Annotated in this window: 23 protein-coding genes; 19 read left to right on the forward strand and 4 right to left on the reverse strand. The window is 70.8% G+C overall.

What is annotated here, in order from left to right; all coding sequences use genetic code 11:
- The first annotated feature begins 147 nt into the window (after positions 1-147).
- Positions 148-2877: a bifunctional acetate--CoA ligase family protein/GNAT family N-acetyltransferase gene (locus tag BMZ92_RS26645; RefSeq protein ID WP_091512898.1), complete on the forward strand. Its 2730-nt coding sequence runs from the start codon at positions 148-150 to the stop codon at positions 2875-2877.
- On the opposite strand, the gene BMZ92_RS26650 is transcribed toward BMZ92_RS26645, so the two are convergent.
- Genes BMZ92_RS26650 through BMZ92_RS26660 form a run of 3 tightly spaced genes read right to left on the reverse strand, consistent with a single transcriptional unit; the run spans position 2861 to position 6561 of the window.
- The gene (locus BMZ92_RS26650) at positions 2861-4378 is read right to left on the reverse strand and encodes a long-chain-fatty-acid--CoA ligase (protein WP_091512900.1); all 1518 of its coding nucleotides are present in this window, start codon (positions 4376-4378) and stop codon (positions 2861-2863) included. The genes BMZ92_RS26645 and BMZ92_RS26650 overlap by 17 nt on opposite strands.
- Entirely contained in the window at positions 4375-5379 is a 1005-nt protein-coding gene (locus BMZ92_RS26655; protein ID WP_091512901.1) for an acyl-CoA dehydrogenase family protein, read from the reverse strand. Before BMZ92_RS26655 ends, BMZ92_RS26650 begins: the two co-directional genes overlap by 4 nt.
- A 9-nt stretch (positions 5380-5388) precedes the next feature.
- Positions 5389-6561 carry an acyl-CoA dehydrogenase family protein gene (locus BMZ92_RS26660; protein ID WP_091512903.1) on the reverse strand — a complete coding sequence of 391 codons (1173 nt, stop codon included), beginning with the start codon at positions 6559-6561 and terminating at the stop codon, positions 5389-5391.
- A gap of 102 nt (positions 6562-6663) precedes the next feature.
- On the opposite strand from BMZ92_RS26660, the gene BMZ92_RS26665 reads away from it, so the two are divergent.
- The 16 genes from BMZ92_RS26665 (at position 6664) to BMZ92_RS26740 (ending at position 21760) form a co-directional block, all read left to right on the forward strand.
- Positions 6664-6855, forward strand: a complete 192-nt coding sequence (locus BMZ92_RS26665) for a ferredoxin (protein WP_091512906.1) — start codon at positions 6664-6666, stop codon at positions 6853-6855.
- A gap of 90 nt (positions 6856-6945) precedes the next feature.
- On the forward strand, positions 6946-8034 hold the full coding sequence (locus BMZ92_RS26670) for a zinc-binding dehydrogenase (RefSeq protein ID WP_091512908.1): 1089 nt from the start codon (positions 6946-6948) through the stop codon (positions 8032-8034).
- Positions 8031-8858: an SDR family NAD(P)-dependent oxidoreductase gene (locus BMZ92_RS26675; RefSeq protein WP_091512912.1), complete on the forward strand. Its 828-nt coding sequence runs from the start codon at positions 8031-8033 to the stop codon at positions 8856-8858. Before BMZ92_RS26670 ends, BMZ92_RS26675 begins: the two co-directional genes overlap by 4 nt.
- Positions 8855-10363: an aldehyde dehydrogenase family protein gene (locus BMZ92_RS26680; RefSeq protein WP_091512915.1), complete on the forward strand. Its 1509-nt coding sequence runs from the start codon at positions 8855-8857 to the stop codon at positions 10361-10363. Before BMZ92_RS26675 ends, BMZ92_RS26680 begins: the two co-directional genes overlap by 4 nt.
- Positions 10364-11119: a glucose 1-dehydrogenase gene (locus BMZ92_RS26685; protein WP_091512917.1), complete on the forward strand. Its 756-nt coding sequence runs from the start codon at positions 10364-10366 to the stop codon at positions 11117-11119.
- 173 nt (positions 11120-11292) lie between these two features.
- The gene (locus BMZ92_RS26690) at positions 11293-12087 is read left to right on the forward strand and encodes an MlaE family ABC transporter permease (protein ID WP_091512920.1); all 795 of its coding nucleotides are present in this window, start codon (positions 11293-11295) and stop codon (positions 12085-12087) included.
- Positions 12087-12947 carry an MlaE family ABC transporter permease gene (locus tag BMZ92_RS26695; protein ID WP_177228877.1) on the forward strand — a complete coding sequence of 287 codons (861 nt, stop codon included), beginning with the start codon at positions 12087-12089 and terminating at the stop codon, positions 12945-12947. The genes BMZ92_RS26690 and BMZ92_RS26695 overlap by 1 nt, the downstream gene beginning before the upstream one ends.
- Positions 12944-14275: an MCE family protein gene (locus BMZ92_RS26700; RefSeq protein WP_091512926.1), complete on the forward strand. Its 1332-nt coding sequence runs from the start codon at positions 12944-12946 to the stop codon at positions 14273-14275. The genes BMZ92_RS26695 and BMZ92_RS26700 overlap by 4 nt, the downstream gene beginning before the upstream one ends.
- A complete protein-coding gene (locus BMZ92_RS26705; protein ID WP_091512928.1) occupies positions 14272-15312 on the forward strand; it encodes an MCE family protein in 1041 nt (346 codons plus the stop codon). The genes BMZ92_RS26700 and BMZ92_RS26705 overlap by 4 nt, the downstream gene beginning before the upstream one ends.
- Positions 15309-16340: an MCE family protein gene (locus BMZ92_RS26710; RefSeq protein ID WP_091512930.1), complete on the forward strand. Its 1032-nt coding sequence runs from the start codon at positions 15309-15311 to the stop codon at positions 16338-16340. Before BMZ92_RS26705 ends, BMZ92_RS26710 begins: the two co-directional genes overlap by 4 nt.
- Entirely contained in the window at positions 16337-17524 is a 1188-nt protein-coding gene (locus BMZ92_RS26715) for an MCE family protein (RefSeq protein ID WP_091512932.1), read from the forward strand. The genes BMZ92_RS26710 and BMZ92_RS26715 overlap by 4 nt, the downstream gene beginning before the upstream one ends.
- The gene (locus BMZ92_RS26720) at positions 17521-18693 is read left to right on the forward strand and encodes an MCE family protein (RefSeq protein WP_091512934.1); all 1173 of its coding nucleotides are present in this window, start codon (positions 17521-17523) and stop codon (positions 18691-18693) included. Before BMZ92_RS26715 ends, BMZ92_RS26720 begins: the two co-directional genes overlap by 4 nt.
- Positions 18693-19934 carry an MlaD family protein gene (locus BMZ92_RS26725; protein ID WP_091512937.1) on the forward strand — a complete coding sequence of 414 codons (1242 nt, stop codon included), beginning with the start codon at positions 18693-18695 and terminating at the stop codon, positions 19932-19934. The genes BMZ92_RS26720 and BMZ92_RS26725 overlap by 1 nt, the downstream gene beginning before the upstream one ends.
- Positions 19931-20419 (forward strand): hypothetical protein, encoded by a 489-nt coding sequence (locus BMZ92_RS26730; RefSeq protein ID WP_091512939.1) that lies wholly within the window; start codon positions 19931-19933, stop codon positions 20417-20419. Before BMZ92_RS26725 ends, BMZ92_RS26730 begins: the two co-directional genes overlap by 4 nt.
- Positions 20416-20922, forward strand: a complete 507-nt coding sequence (locus BMZ92_RS26735) for a hypothetical protein (protein WP_245783263.1) — start codon at positions 20416-20418, stop codon at positions 20920-20922. Before BMZ92_RS26730 ends, BMZ92_RS26735 begins: the two co-directional genes overlap by 4 nt.
- A 40-nt stretch (positions 20923-20962) precedes the next feature.
- Positions 20963-21760: a hypothetical protein gene (locus BMZ92_RS26740; RefSeq protein ID WP_143249950.1), complete on the forward strand. Its 798-nt coding sequence runs from the start codon at positions 20963-20965 to the stop codon at positions 21758-21760.
- Between the two features lie 6 nt (positions 21761-21766).
- On the opposite strand, the gene BMZ92_RS26745 is transcribed toward BMZ92_RS26740, so the two are convergent.
- Entirely contained in the window at positions 21767-23569 is a 1803-nt protein-coding gene (locus BMZ92_RS26745; protein WP_091512947.1) for an AMP-dependent synthetase/ligase, read from the reverse strand.
- Positions 23570-23664: 95 nt separating this feature from the next.
- Between BMZ92_RS26745 and BMZ92_RS26750 the strand changes: the two genes are divergently transcribed.
- A complete protein-coding gene (locus BMZ92_RS26750) occupies positions 23665-24057 on the forward strand; it encodes a polyketide cyclase / dehydrase and lipid transport (RefSeq protein ID WP_091512951.1) in 393 nt (130 codons plus the stop codon).
- A 5-nt stretch (positions 24058-24062) separates the two neighbouring features.
- Positions 24063-24854, forward strand: coding sequence for a metallophosphoesterase family protein (locus BMZ92_RS26755; protein ID WP_091512954.1), 792 nt, complete (start codon positions 24063-24065; stop codon positions 24852-24854).
- Position 24855: the final 1 nt, after the last annotated feature.

The raw sequence follows: 24855 nt of genomic DNA on the forward strand, positions 1-24855 counted from the left end.
CAGCGACGGGATGCCTCCCGGAGGTGATAAGCCGGGCGAGCGGGGGAAACCGCCGGGGGCGGCGATGACCCACACTGGGAAGCAAGGCGCGGGCGGGAAGTGACAGGAATGGGCAACGACGGACCAGGGCCGAGAGGCTGAAGCAGCATGAGCACCGGCGACACCACCACGAGCACCGGCGACGACACCGGCGCCAAGCACGTCCCGCGCGATCCGTACGACTACCCCCGCCAGTGGGAGGCCGACGTGGTGCTCTCCGACGGGGGCACCGTCCACTTGCGACCGATCGTGCCGAGTGACGCCGACCGGCTCGTCGCCTTCCACGGGCGGCTTTCGGAGCGCACCCGCTACCTGCGGTACTTCGGCGCGTACCCGCGCATCCCGCAGCGGGACCTCGAGCGCTTCACCACCGTGGACCACCACGACCGCGTCGCGTTCATCGCCTTGCTCGGGGATGACATCGTCGCCGTGGGGCGGTACGAGCGGCTCGGCGACGGGCCTTCCGCGGAGGTCGCCTTCGTCGTCGACGACGCGCACCAGGGGCGCGGGCTCGGCTCGATCCTGCTGGAACACCTGGCCGCCGCGGCGTCCGAATGCGGGCTGCGCCGCTTCGTCGCCGAGGTGCTCGCCGAGAACTCACCCATGGTGCGCGTCTTCCGCGACGCTGGGTACCAGGTCAGCCGCGCCATGGAGGAAGGCGTGCTGCACCTCGAGTTCGACATCGACCCCACCGAGGAATCCCTCGCCGTCGCCCGCGCGCGGGAACAGGCCGCGGAAGCCCGCAGCGTGCACAACCTCCTCCACCCCCGCTCGGTCGCCGTCATCGGCGCCAGCACCGATCCCACCAAGATCGGCTACGTCGTCTTCTCCAACCTCCTCGCCGCGGACTTCGCCGGCACCGTCTACCCCGTCAACCCCGAGCACCGCTCCGTGCGCGGGGTTCGCGCCTACAAATCGGTGCTGGAGATCCCCGACCCCGTCGACCTCGCCGTCGTCGCCGTGCCCGCGGACCAGGTCGAAGCCGTGCTCGACGGGGCGCTCGTGAAGGGCGTGAAAACGCTCGTCATCGTCACCGCCGGGTTCGCCGAGGCCGGGCCGCACGGCCTGCACGCCGAGCTGCGCCTGGTCGGCGAGGCCCGCGCCCACGGCATGCGCGTCGTCGGGCCGAACGCGCTCGGCGTGCTCAACACCGATTCCTCCGTGCGCCTCAACGCGACCCTCGCGCCGCGCCTGCCCGCTCGTGGGCGCGCCGGGTTCTTCTGCCAGTCGGGTGCGCTGGGCACGGCGATCCTCGCCGACGCCGAATCCCGCGGGCTCGGGCTGTCCACGTTCGTCTCCGCCGGGAACCGCGCCGACGTCTCCGGCAACGACCTCCTGCAGTACTGGGAAACCGACCCGGACACCGACCTCGTCCTGCTGTACCTGGAATCCTTCGGCAACCCGCGCAAGTTCGCGCGGCTCGCGCGGCGGCTCGGCCGGACGAAGCCGATCGTCGCGGTGAAATCCGGGCGGCACGCCGTCCGTCCGCAGCTCGCCGCGAACTCCGCCGAGGTCGACGAGTCGAGCGTGCAGGCGCTGTTCGAGCAGGCGGGGGTCGTGCGCGTCGAGAACCTGGCGCAGCTGTTCGACACCGCGCTCGTCTTCGCGCACCAGCCCCTGCCCGCCGGGCCGCGCGTGGGGATCGTGGGCAACTCCAGCGCGATCGGCCTGCTGGCCGCCGACACCGCGCGGGCGCAGGGGCTGCGGCTGGCGTTCGACCCGGTGGACATCGGCGCGCAGGCGGGGCCCGAGGAGTTCGCCTCGGCCGTGCGCGAGGCGTTGAACTCGCCGGACACGGACGCGCTCGTCGCGGTGTTCGTGCCGCCGGTGGCGACGCCGGGTTCGGCGTACGCGCGTGCTCTGCGGGAGGCCGTGCAGGAGCTGAACCTGCACAAGCCCATCGTCTCGACCTTCCTCGCCGTCGAAGGGATTCCCGCGGAGCTGGCGGTCGCCGGCCCGGACGGGGCGCCGGGCAAGGGCTCGATCCCGTCGTTCTCCAGCCCGGAACGCGCGGTGGCCGCGCTGGCGCGGGTCGTGCGGTACGCGGCGTGGCGGCAGCGGCCGCAGGGGCACCTCATCCGTCCGGCGGGGGTGCACGCCGAGGCCGCGCAGGACATCGTGCGCGAGATCCTCGACGGGCAGGACAGCAACGTCGTGCTGGAGGACGCGGACGTCGTGCGGCTGCTGGGCTGCTACGGCATCGACGTGGTGCCGTTCAAGGTGATCTCCAGCGCGGACGCGGCCGTCGCGGCGGCGGAGGAGCTGGGTTATCCCGTCGCGATGAAGGCCGTGGACGAGCGGCTGCGGGGGCGTCCCGATCTCGCGGGTGTGCGGCTCGACCTGGCCTCCGAGGACGCCGTCCGCCGCGCGTACCGAGATCTGCGCGACGTCTCCCACGAGGACGACGTGTACGTGCAGAAGATGGCGCCCAAGGGCATCTCGTGCTTCATCGGGCTGCAGGACGACCCGTCGTTCGGTTCGCTGGTGTCGTTCGGCCTGTCGGGTCTGGTGAGCACGCTGCTCGGGGACAGGGCGTACCGCGCGGTGCCGCTGACGGACGTCGATGCCGCGACGCTGGTGCGCGAGCCGAAGAGCGCGCCGCTGCTGACCGGCTACCGCGGTGACGAACCCGCGGACCTCGCGGCGTTGCAGGACATGGTGTTGCGGGTGGCGGCGCTGGCGGAGGACAACCCCGAGGTGCGGTCGTTGAGCCTGGATCCGGTGATGGCGTCTCCGGCGGGTGCGTTCGTGGCGAACGCGCGGGTGGTGCTGGGTCCGCCGCCGGCGCGGCCGGACACCGGGCCGCGGAGGTTGCGGCCGATCAACGCGGTGGACTGACGTTCGCTCGCCCGATGTGGGGATGCTGTCCGCAGAACGGTGCGTAAACCCCATCCGTCCGTACCCACACCGGATCGGGGCAGCGCACGCCCTCTACGGCCAACAGGCGTTTGACGGTCTTGAACGTGGCCGTCTTCGGGAGTCGGGGGATGATCCGCACGAAGGCGGGCACCTGTTTCGGGCCCAGGTCGGACTGTTCGGCCAGGAAGTCGCCGAACTCCGCTGGGTCGAGCGGGCGGGTGAGCACGAGGGCGGCCATCACCTGGTCGCCCGTTACGGGGTCGGGGACGCCGTACACCGCCGCCTCGGCGACCGCCGGGTGCCGCAGCAGGACGCGTTCGATCGGGGCTGTGCCGAGGTTTTCGCCGTCCACGCGGAGCCAGTCGCCGAGGCGGCCCGCGAAAAAGCAATAGCCGTCCTCGTCCACGTAGGCGAGGTCGCCCGTGTGGTACCAGCCGTCGCGCATCCGTTCGGCGTCCGCCGCCGGATCGCGGTAGTAGCCCGCGAATGCGCCCGCGCCCGCCGTGTTGACCAGCTCCCCGACGACACCGGGAGGGCACACGCGCCCCGCCTGGTCCACCACCGCAACGCCTGGAGGCAGAGGACCCAGCGAACCCGGCGGCGTTTCGGGAGTGCGGGAGAAGCCGATGCCGCCTTCCGTGGAACCGAAGGCGTCCACCACCCGGCACCCGAACCTCCGCTCGAAACTCCTCAGGTCCGCCTCCGCGCCTTCGTTGCCGTACACCAGGCGTAGCGGGTTGTCGGCATCGTCGGGACGTTCTGGTGTGGCAACCACATAGGACAGTGGCTTGCCGACGTAGTTGGCATACGTGGCACCGAACTTGCGCACGTCCGGCATGAAGCCCGAGGCGGAGAACCGGCGCCGCAACGCGATGGTCGCGCCCGCGGCGAGGCCGACCGCCCAGCCCGCCATGATCGCGTTGGAGTGGAACATCGGCATCGACACGTACACTGTGTCCGAAGAGGACAGTCCAAACCTGGAGGCGAGCATCCAACCCGGACCGGCGATCTTCTCGTGCGTGCAGCGCACCGCCTTCGGTTCGCCGCTCGTACCGGAGGTGAAGATCAGCATCAGCAGGTCGTCCGGCGCGGCGGGCACCGGGTCGAGCGGCGCGTGCGGTGGGGTTTCCAGCAGGCGCACGGGCACGTCGAGGCCGGACAGCAACGGCGCGTACCGCGGCTCGGTGAGCACGAACTGGCAGTTGGTGTGCCGGACGTCGCGGGCCAGCGCCTCGCCGCGGCGGGTCGGGTTCAGGCCCACGAGCACCGAACCCGACAGCGCGCAGCCGCCGAGCAGGAACGAGAACGCGGGCAGGTTGCCGGCCAGCAGGCCCACGTGCGGTGGCTCGCCGGGGCGCAGCATCCGCCGCAGCATCGCCGCGTGGTCCGCGCACACCTGCACGTGCTCGTCCCCGGTGTAGTACTCGTCCTCGAACCGCAGGGCCGAGCGCCCGGAGAGCAGCAGTTCGGTGACCGTCATGCCGGGTCCGCCGCGAGCAGGTCGCCCAGCGCCCGCAGGTGTGCCGTCGCGCCGCCCCACGTGAACTCCAGCCGTTTCGCCGCCGCGAAATACCGGTGCACGGGATGCTCGACGTCGATGCCGACCCCGCCGTGGACGTGGACCGCGGTGTGCGCGACGCGGTGCCCGGCGTCGGCGGCCCAGTACTTCGCCGTCGCGACCGCCTCCGTCGCGGGCAGGTCCTCCGCCACCCGCCACGCCGCCTGCCACAACGACAACCGCACCGCCTCGACGTCGAGGTAGGCGTCCGCCAGCCGGTGCCGCACCGCCTGGAACCCACCGATGGGCTGGCCGAACTGCTTGCGTTCACGTGCGTAGGACGCCGTGCGCTCCAGCGCGCTTTCCAACACCCCGAGCTGCACCGCGCACAGGCCCACGGTGGCGTGCAGCCGCAGCCACTCCGCGGGTACGTCCACCGGCTCACCGGGCACGTCGTCGAGCTGGACCAGTGCCGCGTCGGCGGTGTCGATCACGCTTTGCGGCTGGACCTCGGCCTGCTCGACGAGGAAGACCCCGTCGCCGGTGGGCACCAGGAACCCGTCGGCGAAGGCGCCGAACGGCACCGCGGTCCGGGCACCGGAAACCCTGCCACGTTCGACCGAAAACCCCGGCGCGCCACCGATATCGGGCAAAGCCACGGCGAGCACCCGTTCGCCACGCACGACCGGCATCGCCCAGCGCTCGATCTGCTCCGGCGTGCCGAAGGCGAAAAGCGCGCCTGCCGCGACGGTCCGGGACGGCAGGTACGGCACCGGCGCGAGCGCCCGGCCGATCTCCGTCAATACCGCGCACTGCTCCAGCAGCTCGAAGTCGGCGTCGATCACACCGACGCGGCCGAGTTCGCGCCACAACTCCGGGTCGAACCCGCCTTCGCCGTGCTGCCCGGGTTTCGCGCGGTCGTCGAGCACCCGGCGGGTCAACGCCGCCAGCTCCTGCTGGGTTTCGGTCATGGTGAAGTCCACGGCTGCTCCTCAGCGGGTGACGGGCAGGGAAAGCGCGGTGGCCGCGATCAGGTCGCGCTGGACCTCGTTGGTGCCGCCGCCGAAGGTGAGGATCAACGCGGCCCGGTGCGCGCGCTCGATACGGCCGCGCAGCACGGCGCCCGGCGAGCCCTCACGCACCACGGCCGCCGTGCCGAGGACCTCCATCAGCAGCCGGTACGCCTCGATCGCCATCTCCGTGCCGAACACCTTCGTCGCCGACGCCTCCGCCGGTTTCAGGTCCGGGGTCGAGGCGATGCGCCAGTTGCGCAGCTTCAGGTACTCGGCGTGGGCGTGCACGCGGGCCAGGTGCAGGCGCACCCACTCCGCGTCGATCACGCGGCTGCCGTCCGGTTGTTTCGTCTCCTGCGCCCACCGCCGCACCTCGCGCAGCGCCGACCGGACCGGCGCGGCTGAGGTGAGCGCCACGCGTTCGTGGTTGAGCTGGTTGGTGATCAGTGGCCAGCCCGCGTTCTCCTCGCCGACCCGGGCCGTCACGGGCACGCGGACGTCGTCGTAGTAAGTCGCGCTCGTGCCGGCGCCCGCGACTGTGCGGACCTTCGTCCAGGAGAAGCCCTCGGCGTCCGTGGGCACGATCAGGATGCTCACGCCCTTGTGCCTGCGGGCCTCCGGATCGGTGCGCGCGGCGAGCCACACGTAGTCGGCGTACTCGATCAGGCTCGTCCACATCTTCTGGCCGTTGATCACGTAGGAGTCGCCGTCCCGGACGGCACGCGTGCGCAGCGACGCCAGGTCCGTGCCCGCCTCGGGCTCGGAGTAGCCGATCGAGAAGTGCAGCTCGCCCGCGGCGATCTTCGGCAGGTAGAACGCCTTCTGCTCCTCGGTGCCGAACCGCATGATGGTCGGCCCCACGGTGTTGACCGTCAGGAACGGCACGGGCACCCCGGCGACCGCCGCTTCGTCGGTGAAGATCAGCTGGTCCAGCATGGAGCGCGCCTGCCCGCCGTACTCCTCCGGCCAGCCGGTCGCGAGCCACCCCGCACGACCGAGGTCGCGCACGATCTCCTTGTACACCAAGCCGTTTCCGTACTCGCCACCCTCGCCGGCAAGCGCTTCCCGCCGCGCGGGCGTCATCAGCTCCGCGAAGTAGGCGCGTAGCTCGTTCCGCAGTTCCCGTTGTCGCGGGGTGTAGTCGATCCGCACGCGTCACCTCCGGGGCGCCCGGTCGTTCTGGTAGGGGACCGGACGCGGAGCTAGTCTAGAACCTGTTCTAGTTCTACCAGCTGCGACCGACGGGAGGAAGCCGTGCGCGTGGAAGTCGACCGCGACCTGTGCGAGGCGAACGAGGTGTGTGTCGGGTTCGCGCCCGCCGTGTTCGCGCTGGACGACGAGGACGAGTTGGTCGTCAACTCCGCCGAGGTGCCGCCCGAAGAAGTAGAACGTGTTACTCAAGCTGTGGCTGCGTGCCCGAGGAATGCCCTGTTCATCCGCGATTAGCAGCCCCTTGCCTTCGGTGAGAACAGATTCTAGTCTGTGCCGGAGGAGGCGGGCCGACGACGGCTCGCCGCGCCAGCGAGGAGGCTGCCCGTGAGAGCCGCCGTACTGAACGCGATCGGCGATGACAAGCTCGAGCTGCGTGACGACGTCACCACCGTGGATCCCGGGCCCCACGAGGTGCGCATCCGCGTGCGGGCCTCCGGCATCTGCCACAGCGATCTCTCCGCGATGGACGGCACGCTGCCCGCGCTCGCGCCGGGCATCGTCGGGCACGAGGGCGCCGGGGAGGTCGTCGAAGTCGGTTCGGCGGTGGCGCAGCTCGCTCCCGGCGACCACGTCACCGTCTCGTTCGTCCCGCCGTGCGGCAACTGCCCGAACTGCCTGCGGGGCGAGCCGAACCTGTGTTCCGTGCACGCGATCGCCGCGTTCACCACGCCGCGGTTCCGCCTCGGTGACACGCCGGTGTTCGGGTACGCCGGGCTCGGGACGTTCGCCGACGAGCTCGTCGTGCCGGCTTCGGGCGCGATCAAGGTCGATCCCGACGTGCCGTTCGAGACTGCCGCGCTCATCGCGTGCGGGGTGCTCACGGGCGTGGGCGCGGTGCTCAACACCGCGAAGGTGCGCCCGGGCTCGACGGTCGTCGTGATCGGGTGCGGCGGCGTGGGCATCTCGGTCATCCAGGGCGCGCGGCTGGCCGGGGCGACGACGATCGTCGCCGTCGACCCCGTCGAGGGCAAGCACGCCATCGCGAAGCGGTTCGGCGCCACGCACGCGACCACACCGGAGGGGCTGGAGGAGCTGAAGCAGCAGGTCACCAACGCCGAGGGGTTCGACTACGCCTTCGACGTCGTGGGCCTGCCGGTCACCATCCGGTCGGCGTGGGACAGCGCGCGGCGCGGCGGCTCGGTGGTCGTCGTCGGGGCGGGCCGCGGGGACGCGATGGTGCAGTTCAGCGCGCAGGAGCTGTTCCTGCACGACAAGAAGATCCTCGGCTCCTTCTACGGTTCCTCGCACGTGCACCACGACACCGGGCAGATGCTGCGGTTCTGGCGCGCCGGCCTGCTGGACCTCGACGGCATGATCTCCCGGCGGCTGACCTTCGACGAGCTCAACGACGGGCTCGCCGTCCTGCGTGAGGGCAGCACGGACGTCATCCGCCAGGTGGTGACCCTCGGGTGAACCGCGTCGCCATCGTCACCGGCGCCGGAGCCGGGCTCGGGCGCGCGGAGGCCCTCGCGCTCGCCCGCGACGGCGTCGCCGTGGTGGTCAACGACGTCGCCGAGACCGACGTGGTGGACGAGATCGAGGCGGCGGGCGGGAAAGCCTTGCTGGTCAAGGGAGATGTGGGCGAGCGGGAGACCGCCGCCGCGCTCGTGGCCGTCGCGCTCGAGCACTTCGGCGGGCTGCACGTCGTGGTGAACAACGCGGGGGTGCTGCGGGACCGGATGATCTTCTCGATGTCCGACGAGGAGTGGGACACGGTCATCAGGGTGCACCTGCGGGGGCACTTCCTGTTGACGCGCAACGCGACCGCGCACTGGCGTCAGCAGTCCAAAGTGGACGGAAATCCTGTCTACGCCAGGATCGTCAACACTTCGTCGGAGGCGTTCCTCTTCGGCTCGGCCGGACAACCCAACTACGCCGCCGCCAAGGCCGGGATCGCGGCGCTCACCGTGGCCACCGCCCGCGGCTGCGCGCGCTACGGCGTCCGTGCCAACGCGATCTGCCCCCGCGCCCGCACGGCGATGACGCAGGCGGCCTTCGGGGACGCGCCCGAAGGACCCGACCCGCTTTCGGTGGACCACGTCGCCCCGTTCGTCGCCTTCCTCGCCTCGCCCGAGGCGGAACCCGTCAACGGCCAGGTCTTCGTCGTGCACGGCGGGAAGGTCGCGCTCGTGCGGCCGCCGTCGCTGGAACGCACGTGGGATCTCGCCGGACTTTCCGAGCTGCCAGCCCATTTCGCCGGCCGCGACCAGATGTTCGCCAGTCAGGAGCTGCTATGACCCTCACCGTGCAACCGCACCGCGAATCCGTCGGGCTCAAGACCGGGCAGCTGCTCGTCGACGGCCAGTGGGGTCCCGGCGGCGGCGGAACCTGGACCCACCTGCACCCCGCCACCGGCGAGGCGATCGGCGAGTTCGCCGTGGCGACGGCCGAGGACGTGGACGCGGCGGTGTCGGCCGCCCGCCGTGCCTTCGACTCCGGCGCCTGGTCGAACTCCCGGGCGGGCACGCGGATCAAGCTGCTGCACCGCTACGCCGAGGCGTTGCGCGAGCACGCCGAGGAGCTGCGTGCGTTGCAGGCGCTGGACAACTCGGTGCCGTTGTCGTTCAGCGGGAACATCTACGCGACCTCGGTCGAGGCCGCCGCGGACGTGTTCGACCACCACGCCGGGTGGGTGGACAAGCTCGGCGGGCAGACGCTGCCGCCGTACCAGGGCGGCGACCACCTCGCGATGACGTTCCGCGAACCCGTCGGCGTCGTCGCGGCGATCCTGCCCTGGAACGCGCCGTTCCTGCTGTTCGCCCAGAAGCTCGCGCCCGCGCTGGGCGCCGGGTGCACGGTGGTGCTCAAGCCGTCGGAGTACTGCACGTTCACGGTGCTGCGGATGGTCGAGCTGCTCGTCGAGGCGGGGTTGCCGCCGGGCACGCTCAACGTCGTGACGGGGCCCGGCGATCCGGTCGGGGAAGCGCTCATCACGCACCGGGACGTGGACAAGATCAGCTTCACCGGCAGCCGTCGCGTCGGGCAGCGGATCGTCGAAGCGTCGGCCGGGACGCTCAAGCGGGTTTCGCTGGAGCTGGGCGGCAAGAGCCCGGCGCTCGTCTTCGCGGACGCGCCGAACGTCGGGCTCGCGGCCGCGACGACGATCGGCGCGGTCACGATGGGCCTGTCCGGGCAGGCGTGCGTCGCGAACACGCGCGCGCTCGTGCACCGGGAGGTCTACGACGAGTTCCTCGCCGCCGCGCAGGGCATGGCCGCGGCCATCACCTACGGCGACCCGTTCGACCCGGGCGTGCTGGCGTGCCCGCTGATCAACGAACGCCAGCTGGAGCGGGTGCTCGGCTACATCGAGCGCGGCAAGGAGGAGGGGCGGCTGGTCACCGGCGGCGAACGGCTCGGCGGCGACCTCGCGGCCGGGAACTTCGTGTCCCCGACGATCTTCGCCGACGTCGCCAACGACGCGACGATCGCGCAGGAGGAGATCTTCGGCCCGGTGCTGGCGGTCGTGCCGTTCTCCGAGGAGGACGAGGCCGTCCGGCTCGCCAACGACACCGAGTACGGGCTCGGTGCGAGCGTCTTCTCCGCCGACGCCCAGCGCGCCTTCCGCGTCTCACGCAAGCTGCGGGCCGGGACGATCGGCGTCAACGGCTTCCAGATCGAGCCGCACCTGCCGTTCGGCGGGTTCAAGCAGTCCGGGCTGGGCCGCGAGGGCGGGTTGTCGTCGATCGAGGCGTACACCGAGCTGAAGTCGGTGTTCATGCCGCTGACGGACGAGATGATGTAGATGGGCAGGCTCGACGGGAAGGTCGCGTTGATCACCGGTGCGGCACGTGGCCAGGGCGCCGCGGCCGCCCGGCGGTTCGTCGCCGAGGGCGCGCGCGTGACGATCGCCGACGTCCTCGACGACGAGGGCAAGGCGCTCGCCGACGAGCTCGGCGCGGCCTACCAGCACCTCGACGTGTCCAGCGAGGACGACTGGGCTGCGGCGGTCGAGCGCACGGTGGACGAGTTCGGCTCGCTGACCGTGCTGGTCAACAACGCGGGGATCCTGCACTTTTCGGAACTCGCGAAGACCAGCCTTGCCGACTACGAACGGGTCATCAGGGTCAACCAGATCGGCGCGTTTCTCGGCATGCGCTCGGTCGTTGAACCCATGTCCCACGCGGGAGCCGGTTCGATCGTCAACGTGTCCTCAGTGGAAGGACTGGCCGGGATGCCCTACCTCGTCGCCTACACCGCGAGCAAGTTCGCGATCCGCGGGATGACGAAGGTGGCCGCGCTGGAGCTCGGGCGCAAGGGCATCCGGGTCAACTCCGTGCACCCGGGCATGATCGACACCGCGATGGTGTCGGAGGCCGCGGGGGGCGCCGAGATCGACACGTCCTGGGTGGGCAAGAAGGTGGCGCTGGGCCGGGTCGGGCAGCCGGAGGAGATCGCGAGCCTCGTGGTCTTCCTCGCCAGCGACGAAAGCTCGTACAGCACGGGCGCGGAGTTCGTCGCCGACGGCGGTGCGACGGCTACGCATGCCCTGAAGATGTGACCGCGGCGCGACAGCGCCTCCGTGAGGGGTGGTGGTCGGGCTGGCGGGTGGGCGAGTGATCAACTTCACCGGGAGGGCGCCGATCCGATCATGTGAACACCGCTAACGGAAAGCGGGCACACATGGTGAGCGAGACTCACGAGCGACGAGGCTGAGGGGTCGGCGGAGGTGTGATGGGTTCGCGCAGTGGCACGGTCGCGGTGCCGGGCTCCGCCGCGCTGGCTCAGGTGGGGCGGCTCGCGACGCTGGGCTGGGAGGTGCTGTGCGCGATCCCGCGCCGGCCGTTCCAGTTCCGCGAGTGGATCCAGCAGTGCTGGTTCTTCGCCAGCGTCACGATCCTGCCCACCGCGCTCGTCGCGATCCCGTTCGGCGCCGTGATCGCGCTGCAGCTCGGTTCGCTCACGCAGCAGATCGGCGCGCAGTCGTTCACCGGCGCCGCGAGCGCGCTCGCGATCGTGCAGCAGGCGTCGCCGCTCATCACCGCCCTGCTCGTCGCGGGCGCGGGCGGCAGCGCGGTCTGCGCGGACATCGGCGCGCGGAAGATCCGCGAGGAGATCGACGCGATGGAGGTGCTCGGGGTCAACCCGATCCAGCGCCTCGTGGTGCCGCGCGTGCTGGCCGCGATCGTCGTGTCGATCCTGCTCAACGGGCTGGTCAGCGTGGTCGGCGTGCTCGGCGGCTACTTCTTCAACGTCGTGATGCAGGGCGGCACGCCGGGCGCGTACCTGGCGAGCTTCAACGCGCTCGCGCAGCTGCCGGACCTCTACGTCAGCGAGGTCAAGGCGCTGCTGTACGGGTTCGTCGCCGGCGTGGTCGCCGCCTTCCGCGGGCTCAACCCGTCCGGCGGGCCGAAGGGCGTCGGCGACGCGGTGAACCAGGCCGTCGTGATCACGTTCCTGCTGCTGTTCCTGATCAACGTGGTGCTGACCGCCATCTACCTGCGGGTCGTACCACCGAAGGCGTTGTGATGACGACCGAGGCGCTGGAGGCGGACGAGCGGCCGGACCGGACGCTCGAACTCATCGCGCGCCCGGGTGCGATCTTCGAGGGCTTCGGGGAACAGCTGTCGTTCTACGTGCGGGCGCTCGCGTGGGCGCCCAGGACGTTGCGCCGCTACCTCCGCGAGACGCTGCGGCTGCTGACCGAGGTGTGCTTCGGCACCGGCGGCCTCGCCGTGATCGGCGGCACGCTCGGCGTGATGATCGGCATGACGATGTTCACCGGGCTCATCGTCGGCATGCAGGGCTACGCGGCGCTCAACCAGCTCGGCACCGCCGCGCTGACCGGGTTCATCTCGGCCTACTTCAACACCCGCGAGGTCGCGCCGCTAGCCGCGGGGCTCGCGTTGTCGGCGACCGTGGGCTGCGGGTTCACCGCGCAGCTGGGTGCGATGCGCATCTCCGAGGAGATCGACGCGCTCGAAGTGATGGCCGTGCCGAGCATGCCGTACCTCGTGACCACGCGCGTGCTCGCTGGGATCGCCGCCGTGATCCCGCTCTACGCCGTGGGCCTGCTGTCGTCCTACCTCGCCTCGCGGCAGATCACCGTGTGGCTCTACGGCCAGTCCGCGGGCACCTACGACCACTACTTCACGCTGTTCCTGCCGCCGGAGGACGTGCTCTGGTCGTTCCTGAAGGTGATCTTCTTCAGCGCGATCGTGATCCTGTCCCACTGCTACTACGGCTACACGGCGACGGGCGGCCCGGCGGGCGTCGGGGTCGCGGTCGGCCGGGCGGTGCGCACGTCGATCGTGCTGATCTCGCTGCTCGACTTCTTCCTCAGCCTCGCGATCTGGGGCGCGACGACGACGGTGAGGATCTCGGGATGAACCGGGCGATCCTGCGGCGCCGCCTGTGGCACCAGCTGCTGGGACTGGTCTTCCTCGTCGTGTGCGCGTTGTTCTTCGTCACCACGGTCGCGATCTACAAGAAGGCGTTCACGCCGGTGGACATGGTGCGGCTGGAGACCGACCACGTCGGCAACCAGCTCGTCGCCGGGTCGGATGTGAAGATCCGCGGGGTCGTGGTCGGGGAGGTGCGCTCGGTCAACGCGCTGGGCGACCACGCGGCGATCGACCTGGCGCTGGACCCGGGCAAGATCGGGCAGATCCCGTCGAACGTGTCGGCGCGGCTGCTGCCGAAGACGTTGTTCGGCGAGCGTTACGTGGCGTTGCAGCTGCCCGAGCGGCCGTCACACGAGCCGCTGGCGGCGGGCGACGTCATCCCGCAGGACCGCAGCAGTTCGGCGATCGAGCTGGAGAAGGTGCTCGACGACGTGATGCCGCTGCTGCAGTCCGTGCAGCCGCAGAAGCTGTCCGCCACCTTGAGCGCCGTCTCGACGGCGTTGCAGGGCCGCGGGGAAGAGCTGGGGCGGACGCTGACGCAGCTGTCGGACTACCTCAGCGGCCTCAACCCGTCCCTGCCGGACCTCAAGGCCGACATCACGAGCTTCGCCAACGTCACCGATGTCTACGACCGGGCCGCCCCGGACTTCCTGCAAGCGTTGTCCGATCTCACCACGACCAGCAAGACGATCGTCGACGAGCAGCAGCAGCTGACCAGGGTGTACGAGTCGGTGACGAACGTGTCGGCGGACCTCGGCACCTTCCTGCGGGTCAACGAGAACAACATCATCCGGCTGACCACCACTGCGCAGTCCACATTGGACGTCCTGGCGAAGTACGCGCCCGAGTACCCGTGCATGCTGCAGCAGTTCGCGGAGTCCGTGCCCCGCGCGTACGAGGCGTTCGGTCACGGCACGGACGAGATGAACCACGTCACGATCCGGTTCATCGCCGACCGCACGAAGTACCTGCCCGGCGAGGACGAGCCGCGGTACGAGGACAAGCGCGGCCCCCGCTGCTACCCGCAGGTCCTGCCGCCGGGGCGGTGGCCGCAGTACCCGCCGGGCGGGCCGATCAAGGACGGCTCGTCGCACCCGCCGGTGCCGCCGGGCGAGAACACCCCGTTGCCCAGCAACGGGATCATCGACGGCGGTTCGGGCACGACGGGTTCGCCCGCCGGCTCGCCCGCCGAACAGGACCTCATCGGCGTGCTCGCCGCGCCCGCGATGGACACCACGCCCGACCAGGTGCCGGGCTGGGCGAGCCTGCTGGTCGGCCCGCTGTACCGCGGGGCGGAGGTGGACGTGCAGTGAGGAATTTCGCCGCTCCGCTGATCAAGATCATCGTCTTCGCCGCGGTCACGATCCTGCTCACCGGTATCCTCGGCGCCACCATCGCGAACACGAACTTCGGCGTCACCGCCGGCTACACCGCCCGCTTCACCGACGCCTCAGGGCTGCACGAGGGCGATGACGTGCGCATCGCCGGTGTGAAGGTGGGGCAGGTGGACCGGATCGAGGTCGCCGAGGACGCCGACCGCACGCTCGCCGACGTCCACTTCACGGTCTCCTCGGCCTACCGGCTGCCCGCCGCGGTGACCGCGACCGTCAAGTACCGCAACCTGGTCGGCCAGCGCTACCTCGCGCTCGGGACCACTGTGGACGGTGACGGGACCCTGCCGGAGGGTGGCGTGATCCCGCCCGAGCGCACGCAGCCCGCGCTCAACCTCACCGTGTTGTTCAACGGTTTCAAACCGCTGTTCGCCGCGCTCGACCCGCAGCAGGTCAACCAGCTGTCCTACGAGATCATCCAGGTGTTCCAGGGCGAGGGCGGCACGATACAGAGCCTGTTGACGCACACCGCGTCCGTCACCTCCGCGATCGCGGACCGGGACAAGGTGATCGGGCAGGTCATCGACAACCTCAACACCGTGCTGGCGACCGTGAACCAGCGCGGGCCGCAGCTGGGGAACCTGATCGACCAGACGCAGCAGCTCGTGACCGGCCTCGCACAGCAGCGGCAGCCGATCGGCGACGCGCTCTCGGCGCTGGGCGAGCTCACGAACGTCACCGCGGGGCTCGTGCAGGACGCCCGGCCCGCCGTCAAGGACGACATCGAGCAGCTGGGGGTGTTGTCGGCCAACCTGTCCGACTCCGGGCAGCTGCTTGACGAACTGCTGCGGAAACTGCCGGGGAACCTGGACAAGTTCACGCGGACGCTGAGCTACGGCAGCTGGTACAACTACTACCTCTGCGACCTGACCGGCACGATCGGCATCTCCTCGCTCAACGTCACCCTGCCGTTGCTGCCCATCCCGGGCACCGAGCTGCCGGAGAGGTGCAAGCCGTGAAACGCCTGCGCGAACGCAACCAGGCCGCGGTCGGCGCGGTGACACTCGTGCTGATCGTGCTCGTCACCCTGGTCTCCTACTTCTCCGACGAGCTGCCGCTGCTGGGCACGGGCACGACGTACCAGGCGTACTTCGCCGAGTCCGGCGGGCTGGTGCCGGACGACGAGGTGCAGGTCGCCGGCGTGAAGGTGGGCCAGGTCAGCTCCGTGGCGCTCGCGGGCAAGCAGGTGCTGGTCAAGTTCAAGGTCGAGGACACGAGGCTGGGCGCCGACACCACCGCCTCGATCGAGATCAAGACGCTGCTGGGGGACAAGTACCTCGCGCTGCAACCGAAGGGCGGCGGCGCGCTCGACCCGGGCACGCCGATCCCGGTTTCCCGCACCACCACACCGTTCCAGCTCCAGGACGCGTTCCAGCAGCTGTCGCAGACCGTCGGCGACATCGACACCCGGCAGCTCGCGCAGAGCTTCGACGCGGTGTCCGCCGCGCTCCGCGACACCCCGCAACCGTTGCGGGACACGCTGAACGGGTTGTCCGCACTGTCCAAAACGGTCTCTTCGCGCGACCAGGAACTCGCGAACCTGCTCAGCAACACCAGCCAGGTGTCGAAAACGCTTTCCGACCGCAACGCGCAGCTGCAACGCGTGATCGACGACGGCAACCTCCTGCTGACCGAGCTGCAGCAGCGCCGGGACGCGATCAGCCGCCTGCTCAAGGGCACCCAGGACCTTTCGGCGCAGCTGAGCGGGCTCGTCGCCGACAACCGCGCGCAGCTGCGGCCCACGCTGGAGAAGCTGAACGACGTCACCACGATCCTCCAGCGCAACCAGGACAACCTCGGCCGCAGCCTCGCGCTGCTGGCGCCGTTCACGCGCGTGGGCACCAACGCGACCGGCAACGGCCGCTGGTTCGAGGGCTACATCTGCGGGCTGCTGCCACCGGTGATCAAGGCGGGCGGGCTGTCGGTCAACCCCGAGGGCTGCACGCCGCCGATCTCCGCGCCGGACCAGGGGGTGGGCAACCGATGACGATCGACAGCGAGCCGAAGCGCAGCGCCTACCGGTGGGTGGCCACGGCGTGTGTCGCGGCGCTCGTGCTGACCGCGGGGCTGTGGCTGGTGTTCCGCGACAGCGGGGGCACGAAGGTGTCGGCGTTGTTCGACAAGACCGTCGGGCTGTACGCGGGCTCGTCCGTGCGCGTGCTGGGCGTGCAGGTCGGGCAGATCACCAACGTGACCCCGCAGGGCGACGTGGTGCGCGTGGACATGCGGGTGGACGACGGGGTGCAGATCCCGGCCGATGCGGGCGCGGTCGTCGTCGCGCCGTCACTGGTCAGCGACCGGTACGTGCAGCTCACCCCCGCTTACGACAGCGGGCCGGTCCTGGCGTCGGGCACGGTGATCCCGAAGGAACGCACCGCGACGCCGATGGAGATCGACGACCTCTACGGCAGCCTCGACAAGCTGTCGCAGAGCCTGGGCCCGAACGGGGCGAACGCGAACGGCGCGTTGTCGGACCTGCTCGACACCGCGGCGAAGAACCTCGACGGCAACGGCAAGAACATCAACGACACCGTCACCGAGCTGGCGGACCTGTCCCGGACGCTGGACGACTCCAAGGGCGACCTGTTCGCGACCGTGCGCAACCTCCAGTCGTTCACCACCGCGCTGGCCGACAGCGACAGCCAGCTCAACCAGTTCTACGCGCGGATGGCCGACGTCGCGGGCTTCCTGGCCGACGATTCCGCGGACGTCGGACGTGCGCTGTCGTCACTGGCCACGTCGCTCGGTGACGTGCAGGGCTTCGTCGAGGAGAACCGCGACCTGCTGACGTCGAACGTCGACAAGCTGGCGAGCGTGAGCAAGGTGCTGGTGGACCAGCGGGCCGCGCTCGCCGAGGTGCTCGACGTCGCGCCGACGGGCATGACGAACTTCATCAACTCCTACGACGCCGCCTCCGGCAGCATCGCGATCCGGTACAACGCCAACGAGTTCACCAACCCGCTCGTGACGACGTTGTGCCGGATCCTCAAGGCGTCCACGCCGGTCGGCCTGCCGGACGTGGTGTCGAACCTGTGCCAGGCGCTCCAGCCGGTGGTCGACGGCATCGCGAAGATCCCGTCGATCCCGCAGCTGATGGCCGACATCGGCAGCGGCAAACTGCCTCCGCTGCCGCTGCTGCCGCTCGTGTCGATCCCGGAGAACGGCTCGTGAAGCGGCTGCTGGGAGTGCTCGGAGTGGTGCTGCTGCTGGGCGGCTGCGGCACCGGTGGTTTCGCCGGGCTCTACAGCACGCCGCTGCCCGGCGGCGCGGACCTCGGCGACCACCCGTACCACGTGACCGCGCAGTTCGCCGACGTGCTCGACCTCGTGCCGCAGGCGAGCGTGAAGGTCAACGACGTGGCCGTGGGGCGCGTCGACAAGATCGATCTCGCGCCCGACACGCGGTCGGCGATCGTCAGCATGCGGGTCAACGGCGACGTGAAGCTGCCCGCGAACGCCTACGCGGACCTGCGGCAGTCGAGCCTGCTGGGGGAGAAGTTCGTCCAGCTGCGGGAACCGGAGTCCGGGGCGGAGGGCACGCTCGCCGACGGCGCGGTGATCCCGTTGCAGCGCACCAACCGCAACCCCGAGGTGGAGGAGGTGCTGGGCGCGCTGTCGCTGCTGCTCAACGGCGGCGGGGTGAACCAGCTCGCCGACATCACGCGTGAGCTGAACAAGGCGCTCACCGGCAACGAGGCGGAGATCCGCGCGCTGCTGTCGCGGGTGGACCAGCTCGCGACCGAGCTGGACGGCCAGAAGAGCGAGATCATCCGCGCCATCGACGGGCTCAACCGGTTGTCCAGCACGCTGGTCGGGCAGACGGCGAACCTGACCAACGCGCTCGACAACCTCGCGCCGGGGCTCAAGGTGCTGACCGAGCAGCGGGACCAGCTCGTCGGGATGCTCCAGTCCCTCGACACGCTGTCCGGCGTCGCGGTGGACACGATCGACAAGAGCAAGGCGCAGCTGATCGACAACCTGAAGGCGCTGACGCCGACGCTCACCCAACTCGCCGAGGCGGGGCAGAACCTCCCCACCGCGCTGAAGATCCTGCCCACCTACCCGCTGCCGGACGTCGCGGGCGAGGTGGTGCGTGGCGACTACGCGAACGTTCGGGCGAGGCTGGACCTCGACCTCAGCGCGATCCTGCAGAACATCGCCAACGCCGGCCGCGTGCAGATCTCCACACCCGCGGGCACGATCGGGCTGGGGCAGGGCACGTCGTCGTCGGCGCCACCGCTGCCGTTGCCCCAGCAGACCGCGCCGCCCCCGGAGACGGAAGCGCCGAGCGGCGGGCTCCTCGGCGACCTGCTGGGTTCGCTGCTGGGAGGTGGTCGCTGATGTTCACCAGGCGGCACCGGCTCAAGCTGATCGCGTTCGGGCTCATCGCGGTCCTGTCGGTCGGCTACGTCGGCGGGAAGTACGTCGGGCTGGACCGGCTGTTCGGCGCGCGGGGCTACGTCGTGACCGCGCAGCTGGCCGACTCCGGTGGGATCTTCGTCAACGCCGAGGTCACCTACCGCGGGGTGTCGGTGGGCAAGGTCGTCGCGATGCGGCTGGACGACCAGGGCGTCGCCGTGGACCTGGACCTCGACTCGGGCACGAAGATCCCGGCCGACACGCAGGCCGTCGTCGCCGACCGGTCGGCGGTCGGGGAGCAGTACGTGGACCTGCGCCCCAGCTCCGAGGACGGGCCGTACCTGCACGACGGTTCCGTGATCCAGCGGGCGAAGACGGCGTTGCCGGTCTCGCCGGACACCGTGCTGGCCAACCTGGACCAGTTCGTGTCCAGTGTGGACCCGGCGTCGCTGCGGACGGTGGTCGACGAGACGTACGACGCGTTCGCCGGGACGGGCGGGGACCTGCAGCAGCTGCTCGACACCGCGGGCTCGTTCACGGCCACCGCCCAGGAGAACCTGCCGGAGACGGCGAAACTGCTCGCCGACGGCCGCACCGTGCTGGCGACCCAGGAGCGGCAGGCGCGCAACATCACGGACCTCGCCGCCGGGCTGCGCCGGATCGCGGGGCAGCTGAAGACGTCGGACCCCGACCTGCGCCGGGTGGTCGACGAGCTGCCCGGGCTCGCGGACGACGTGGACCGCATCCTGTCGGTCTCGGGCACCGATCTCGGCGTGCTCATCGCGAACCTGCTCACCACCACGCAGATCACGTCCGTGCGCACGGACGCGATCGAGGAGCAGCTGGTCGCGCTGCCGGTGATCTCGGCGTTCACGCGGTCGGTGTGGTCGAACGGGGAGGGGCACCTCGGGCTGGTGCTCAACTTCTTCGACCCGCACTCCTGCACGAAGGGCTACGAGACCACGAAGCAGCGCCCGGCGAACGACACCAGTGAAGCGCCCGCGAACACCCTCGCGTACTGCGCGGAACCGCCCGGCAGCCCGACCGAGGTGCGGGGCGCGGCGAACGCCCCGTACGCGGGCAAGCCCGTCAGCCCGGCGCAGACCCAGCCCGTGCCCACGCAGTCACCGGCCGCGCAGCAGGCCCAGCTGCCGGGCCTGCTCGGGTTGTTGTCGGGGTCGGGTGCGACGGGAATCGGGCAGCTGCTGGGATTGCCGGGATGAGATCTCCCGGGTTGACGGTGGCGAGCGCACTGGCCGCCGTGTCGGTACTGGCCGCCGCGTGGTTCGGCGGCTCGTGGTGGCGCGTCACGCACGACGACGTGGCGAAGCGGGCGGACGACCGCGACGCGGTGTCGGCCGCGGCGGGCGAGGCGCTGGCGGCGCTCAACACCATCGACTACCACGATCCCGGCCCCGCCGTGGACCGCTGGCTGGACGTGACGACGGGGCAGCTGGGCCGCACGCTCAGCGACGACCGGCAGGACCAGATCGCCCGCGCGACGGCGAGCAGGACGGTCGCGAGCGCCAAGGTGAACCAGGCGGCCGTGGCCGAGCTGAACGGCGACACCGCGCGCGTCCTGGCCGTGCTGGACGTGCAGCTGAGCACGAACGGCGCGCCGTCGGCCACCAGCCGTGCCCGGCTGAACGCGACCCTGACGAGGACCGGCGGGGTCTGGAAGGTCGATTCCGTGCAGGCGGCGGCGTGAGCGGGGAGCGCAGGCGGGCGAACGTGCTCGCCGCACTGGCGGCGGTGGTCGTGCTGGCGACCGGGTTCGCGATCTTCGCGGCGTTGCGGGCTTCGGCGGCGGACGACGGCAACCTCGCGGTCGCCGACACGCGGACGACGGCCGAGGTCGCGGACCAGATCAGCGCGGGCGTGAAAGCGCTCTTCTCCTACGACTACGCCAACCTCGCCCGCACCGAACGCGCGGCGGCGAGCGTGCTCGTGGACGAGGCGGTGGAGCAGTACCGGTCCGGCTACGAGGCGGCGAAACAGCAGGCGGTGGCGCAGAAACTCGTCCGCACGACGACGATCGGCTCGATCGGCGTCTCCGACCTGCGCGGGGACACCGCCCGCGTCCTGGTGTTCCTCGACCAGCAGACTCTCGTCACCACGACGAACCAGCAGTCCTCGGCCTCGGCGGCACTGTCGGTGACGGCACGCAGGGTCGACGGCACGTGGAAGATCGCGAGCATGACCGCCTTGTGACGGCGGCGCCGGTTCCGGCCGTGGGGTAACGTCCCAGGTGGTGAGCGACGTGGCGGGTCTTCCGGAGCCTGGTGACCGGTTGCAGGAGGAGACCGAGGCCGCGCGCGCCGCCGCCGATTACGTGCGCGCCAGGGCCGTGCGGTTGCAGGCCGAGGCGGCGTGGCACCGGGCGGAGGCGCGGCGCCTCGTCAGGCGCGCACGGGCCGCGTATTTCGCTGATCCGGTTTCGGGCGACGTTTTCGCTTGTGCATCTCCCCGGCGGTGGCACCATGAGGCGATGACCGGTGGTTCCCGTCGAAGCGACCAGAGGGACTGGGACGCGTCGGACCGTGACGACGCCGCCGAGCGGCGTGACGCCGCGGCCGAGCGCCGTGACCAGCGCGCCTCCGAACGCGATCTGGCCGCCGACGAGCGCCGGAAAGAGGTGCGCGGGACCGAGGACGAACTGCGGGCCGGGCTACGCCGGGCCGGGCTGCAGGACGCCGCCGCGGCCCAGCGTGACGAGGAAGCCGGCCGGCGCGAGGACAGCGCCGTGGGCGCCGGGTTGTCCCCGGAGGAGCTGGGCGTGCTGCGGAAGCACGCCAGGGCGGACCGCGAGGCCGCGGCGGCGGACCGGACCGCGGCCAACGCCGACCGGTACGCGCTCCACACCTACCTCAACGACGCGATCGGCCGGCGCGCGGCCGAGGCCGGCGACCGCGGCGCGGCCGAGTCGGATCGCCGGGCCGCGGCGTCCGACCGGCGCTCCGCGCACACCGACCGGGACGCCGCCTTGGCCGACCGGCAGGAGAGCGCGGTCGAGCGGGCCATGAACCAGCACCCGGAGGACTTTTCCTGACGCTCGTCAGCGCGCGTAGAGGGACTCGATCGCGTTGGCGTAGTTCTTGCTCACCACGTTGCGCTTGAGCTTCAGGCTCGGCGTGATCTCGCCCGTCGCCTCGCTGAAGTCCTTGGCCAGTATCACGAACTTCTTGATCGACTCCGCGTGCGAGACCTGCTTGTTCGCCTCGTCGACCGCCGACTGGATCTCCGCGCGCAGGTCCGCGTCGTCGGCCAGGTCCGCCACCGTCGCCGACGCCGGCTTGCCGTGCTGCGACTTCCAGGCCGGGAAGAACTCCTCGTCGATCGTGATCAGCACGCCGATGAACGGCCGCCGGTCGCCGACCACCATCGCCTGGCTGATCAGCGGGTTCGCCCGCAGCGTGTCCTCCAGGCCGGAGGGCGCCACGTTCTTGCCGCCCGCGGTGACGATGATCTCCTTCTTGCGGCCGGTGATCTTCAGGAAGCCGTCGTCGTCGAGCTCGCCGAGGTCGCCGGTGTGGAACCAGCCGTCCTCCAGCGCCTCCTTGGTGGCCGTCTCGTTGTTGAAGTAGGACCGGAAGACCACGTCGCCCTTGAGCAGCACCTCGCCGTCGTCGGCGATGCGCACCGACGTGCCCGCGACGGGCCGCCCGACCGTGCCGACGCGGAACGCCGTCTGCGTGTTGACGTTCGCCGCGGCGGACGTCTCGGTCAGGCCGTAGCCCTCGAACACCGGCACGCCGATGCCGCGGAAGAAGTGGGCCAGCCGCGGGCCCAGCGGCGCGCCGCCGGACACCGCCGCGATGCACCGGCCGCCCAGCGCCGCCCGCAGCTTCGAGTACACGAGCTTGTCGAACACGAAGTGCTTCGCCTTGAGCCCGAGCCCCGCGCCGCCGGAGTCCTTCGCCTCGCTGTAGGCGACCGCGACCGACTCGGCGGTGTCGAAGATCTTGCCCTTGCCCTCGCTGTGGGCCTTCTGCTTCGCCGAGTTGTAGACCTTCTCGAACACGCGCGGCACGGCCACCACGAACGTCGGCCGGAACGTGCCGAGGTCGGCGACCAGGTTCTTGACGTCCGGGGTGTGGCCCAGCGTGACGCGCGCGGTGATGGCCGTCACGGCGATGGCGCGCGCGAGCACGTGCGCCAGCGGCAGGAAGCACAGCAGCGAGTTGCCCGGCTCCATCAGCTGCGGGAACGCCGCGATGTCCGCGCGGATCTCGGCGAGCAGGTTGCGGTGGGTCAGCTCCACGCCCTTGGGGCGCCCCGTGGTGCCCGAGGTGTAGACGACGGTCGCCAGCTCGTCGGCCCTCACCGCGCGGCGGCGCTCGTGCACAGTGTCGTCGGCGACCTTCGAGCCCAGCGCGGTCAGTTCCGCCACGGCGCCCGGCGCGTGCTCGGCCTCGATCTGCCACACGTACTGCAGGTCCCCGAGCCGGTCACGCACCTCGTCGACGGCCGCGAGGTGCTCGCTGGTCTCGACGAACACGCCCTTGGCGCCCGAGTCGGACAGGATCCAGTGCACCTGCTCCGGGGAGGAGGTGTCGTAGATGGGGACGGTGACCGCGCCCGCGGCCCAGATCGCGAAGTCCAGCAGCTGCCACTCGTACCGGGTCTTGGACATCAGCCCGACCCGGTCCCCGTGCTCGATCCCCGCTTCGACCAGGCCTTTCGCCACGGCGAGCACCTGGGCGGCGAACTCGCGGGAGGTGACGTCCAGCCAGGACCCGTCGACCTGGCGCCGGAAGCTGATGGCCTCCGGGAACCGCTCCGCGTTCGCCCACAGGATGTCGCTGAGGTTCTCGTCATCGGCTACCGGCTTCGCTGCCGGGGCGCTGTACTCGCGCACGGGGGACCTCCGCGTCTTGGGTGTTACTCGCCGGTCAACTTAGCGTCAGTACCACCTTACGACCAAGGCCGGGCGGCCATGACATCCTGAACCCCGTGAGCACCCCGCCCGCCATCGACGTCGTCGACGAGACCTTCCTCGCGGTGCCGCCCGCCACGGTGAAAGCGGCCTTCGCCGCGCCGGCCGCCTGGCGTCGTTACTGGCCTGACCTGCGGCTGGAGGTCTACACCGACCGCGGTGACGAGGGGCTGCGGTGGACGGTCAAGGGCGCGCTCGTGGGCACCATGGAGGTGTGGCTGGAGCCGATGCTCGACGGCACGCTGCTCCACTACTTCCTCCGCGCCACTCCCGCCGGGCTGTTCAAGCCACGTGATCTCCGTCGCGAAGGCGACCGCCGGGCGCGTGCCGCGAAGGCGATCGCGCTGGAGCTGAAGCAGATCCTGGAGGATGGACGCGAGCCGGGGATCCCGCCTGCCGCATTAAGCTGAAAATTATGCGCGTACATGTCGTCTCCGACGTGCACGGCAACGCGGAGGCGCTCGCCAGGGCCGGTGAGGGCGCCGACGCGCTGATCGTGCTGGGGGACCTGCTCGACTTCGTCGACTACCACCAGCACGACAAGGGCATCCTCGGCACGCTGTTCGGCGCCGAGAAGGTCGGCACCTTCGCCCGGCTGCGGCGCGAGGGCAGCCGCGACGAGACCATCGCCTTCTCCCGCTCGCTCTGGGAGAGCCTCGAAGACCCGGGCGCGGCGGTCGAGGAGGCGATCCGCGAGCAGTACGCCGAGCTGTTCGCCGCGATGACCGCACCCACCTACGCCACGCCCGGCAACGTCGATTCGCCGCACCTGTGGCCGGAGTTCGCCGGAGACGGCGTGACGCTCGTCGACGGCGAGGTGGTCGAGATCGGCGGCCTGCGGTTCGGCTTCGTCGGTGGCGTGGTGCTGCCGCCCGGCGCCACCGTCCGCCGGACGAACCCGGTGTGGCGGCCGTACCTGCGCACGCGTGACGAGTTCGACGCCGCGGTCGACAAGCTCGACGACGTGGACGTGCTGTGCACCCACGTCCCGCCCGCCTTCCCCGAGCTGACCTACGACGTCGTCGCCCGCAGGCAGGAGCTGGGTTCCACCGCGCTGCGCGCGCTGATCGCCGAGCAGCGGCCCCGCTGGTCGCTGTTCGGGCACGTGCACCAGCCGCTGTCCGCGCGGCTGCGGACGGGCCGGACCGAATGCCGCAACGTCGGGCACTTCAAGGCCACGGAACGTCCGTACGTGCTGAGGCTCTGAC

This window comes from Amycolatopsis sacchari, assembly GCF_900114035.1.
GTDB lineage: Bacteria > Actinomycetota > Actinomycetes > Mycobacteriales > Pseudonocardiaceae > Amycolatopsis_E > Amycolatopsis_E sacchari.

Bases quoted from the DNA above. Each gene is read 5' to 3' on its own strand.
- BMZ92_RS26645 (WP_091512898.1), top strand. From the start codon at position 148: ATGAGCACCGGCGACACCACCACGAGCACCGGCGACGACACCGGCGCC.
- BMZ92_RS26650 (WP_091512900.1), bottom strand. From the start codon at position 4,378: ATGACGGTCACCGAACTGCTGCTCTCCGGGCGCTCGGCCCTGCGGTTC.
- BMZ92_RS26680 (WP_091512915.1), top strand. From the start codon at position 8,855: ATGACCCTCACCGTGCAACCGCACCGCGAATCCGTCGGGCTCAAGACC.
- BMZ92_RS26685 (WP_091512917.1), top strand. From the start codon at position 10,364: ATGGGCAGGCTCGACGGGAAGGTCGCGTTGATCACCGGTGCGGCACGT.
- BMZ92_RS26690 (WP_091512920.1), top strand. From the start codon at position 11,293: ATGGGTTCGCGCAGTGGCACGGTCGCGGTGCCGGGCTCCGCCGCGCTG.
- BMZ92_RS26695 (WP_177228877.1), top strand. From the start codon at position 12,087: ATGACGACCGAGGCGCTGGAGGCGGACGAGCGGCCGGACCGGACGCTC.
- BMZ92_RS26700 (WP_091512926.1), top strand. From the start codon at position 12,944: ATGAACCGGGCGATCCTGCGGCGCCGCCTGTGGCACCAGCTGCTGGGA.
- BMZ92_RS26715 (WP_091512932.1), top strand. From the start codon at position 16,337: ATGACGATCGACAGCGAGCCGAAGCGCAGCGCCTACCGGTGGGTGGCC.
- BMZ92_RS26725 (WP_091512937.1), top strand. From the start codon at position 18,693: ATGTTCACCAGGCGGCACCGGCTCAAGCTGATCGCGTTCGGGCTCATC.
- BMZ92_RS26730 (WP_091512939.1), top strand. From the start codon at position 19,931: ATGAGATCTCCCGGGTTGACGGTGGCGAGCGCACTGGCCGCCGTGTCG.
- BMZ92_RS26755 (WP_091512954.1), top strand. From the start codon at position 24,063: ATGCGCGTACATGTCGTCTCCGACGTGCACGGCAACGCGGAGGCGCTC.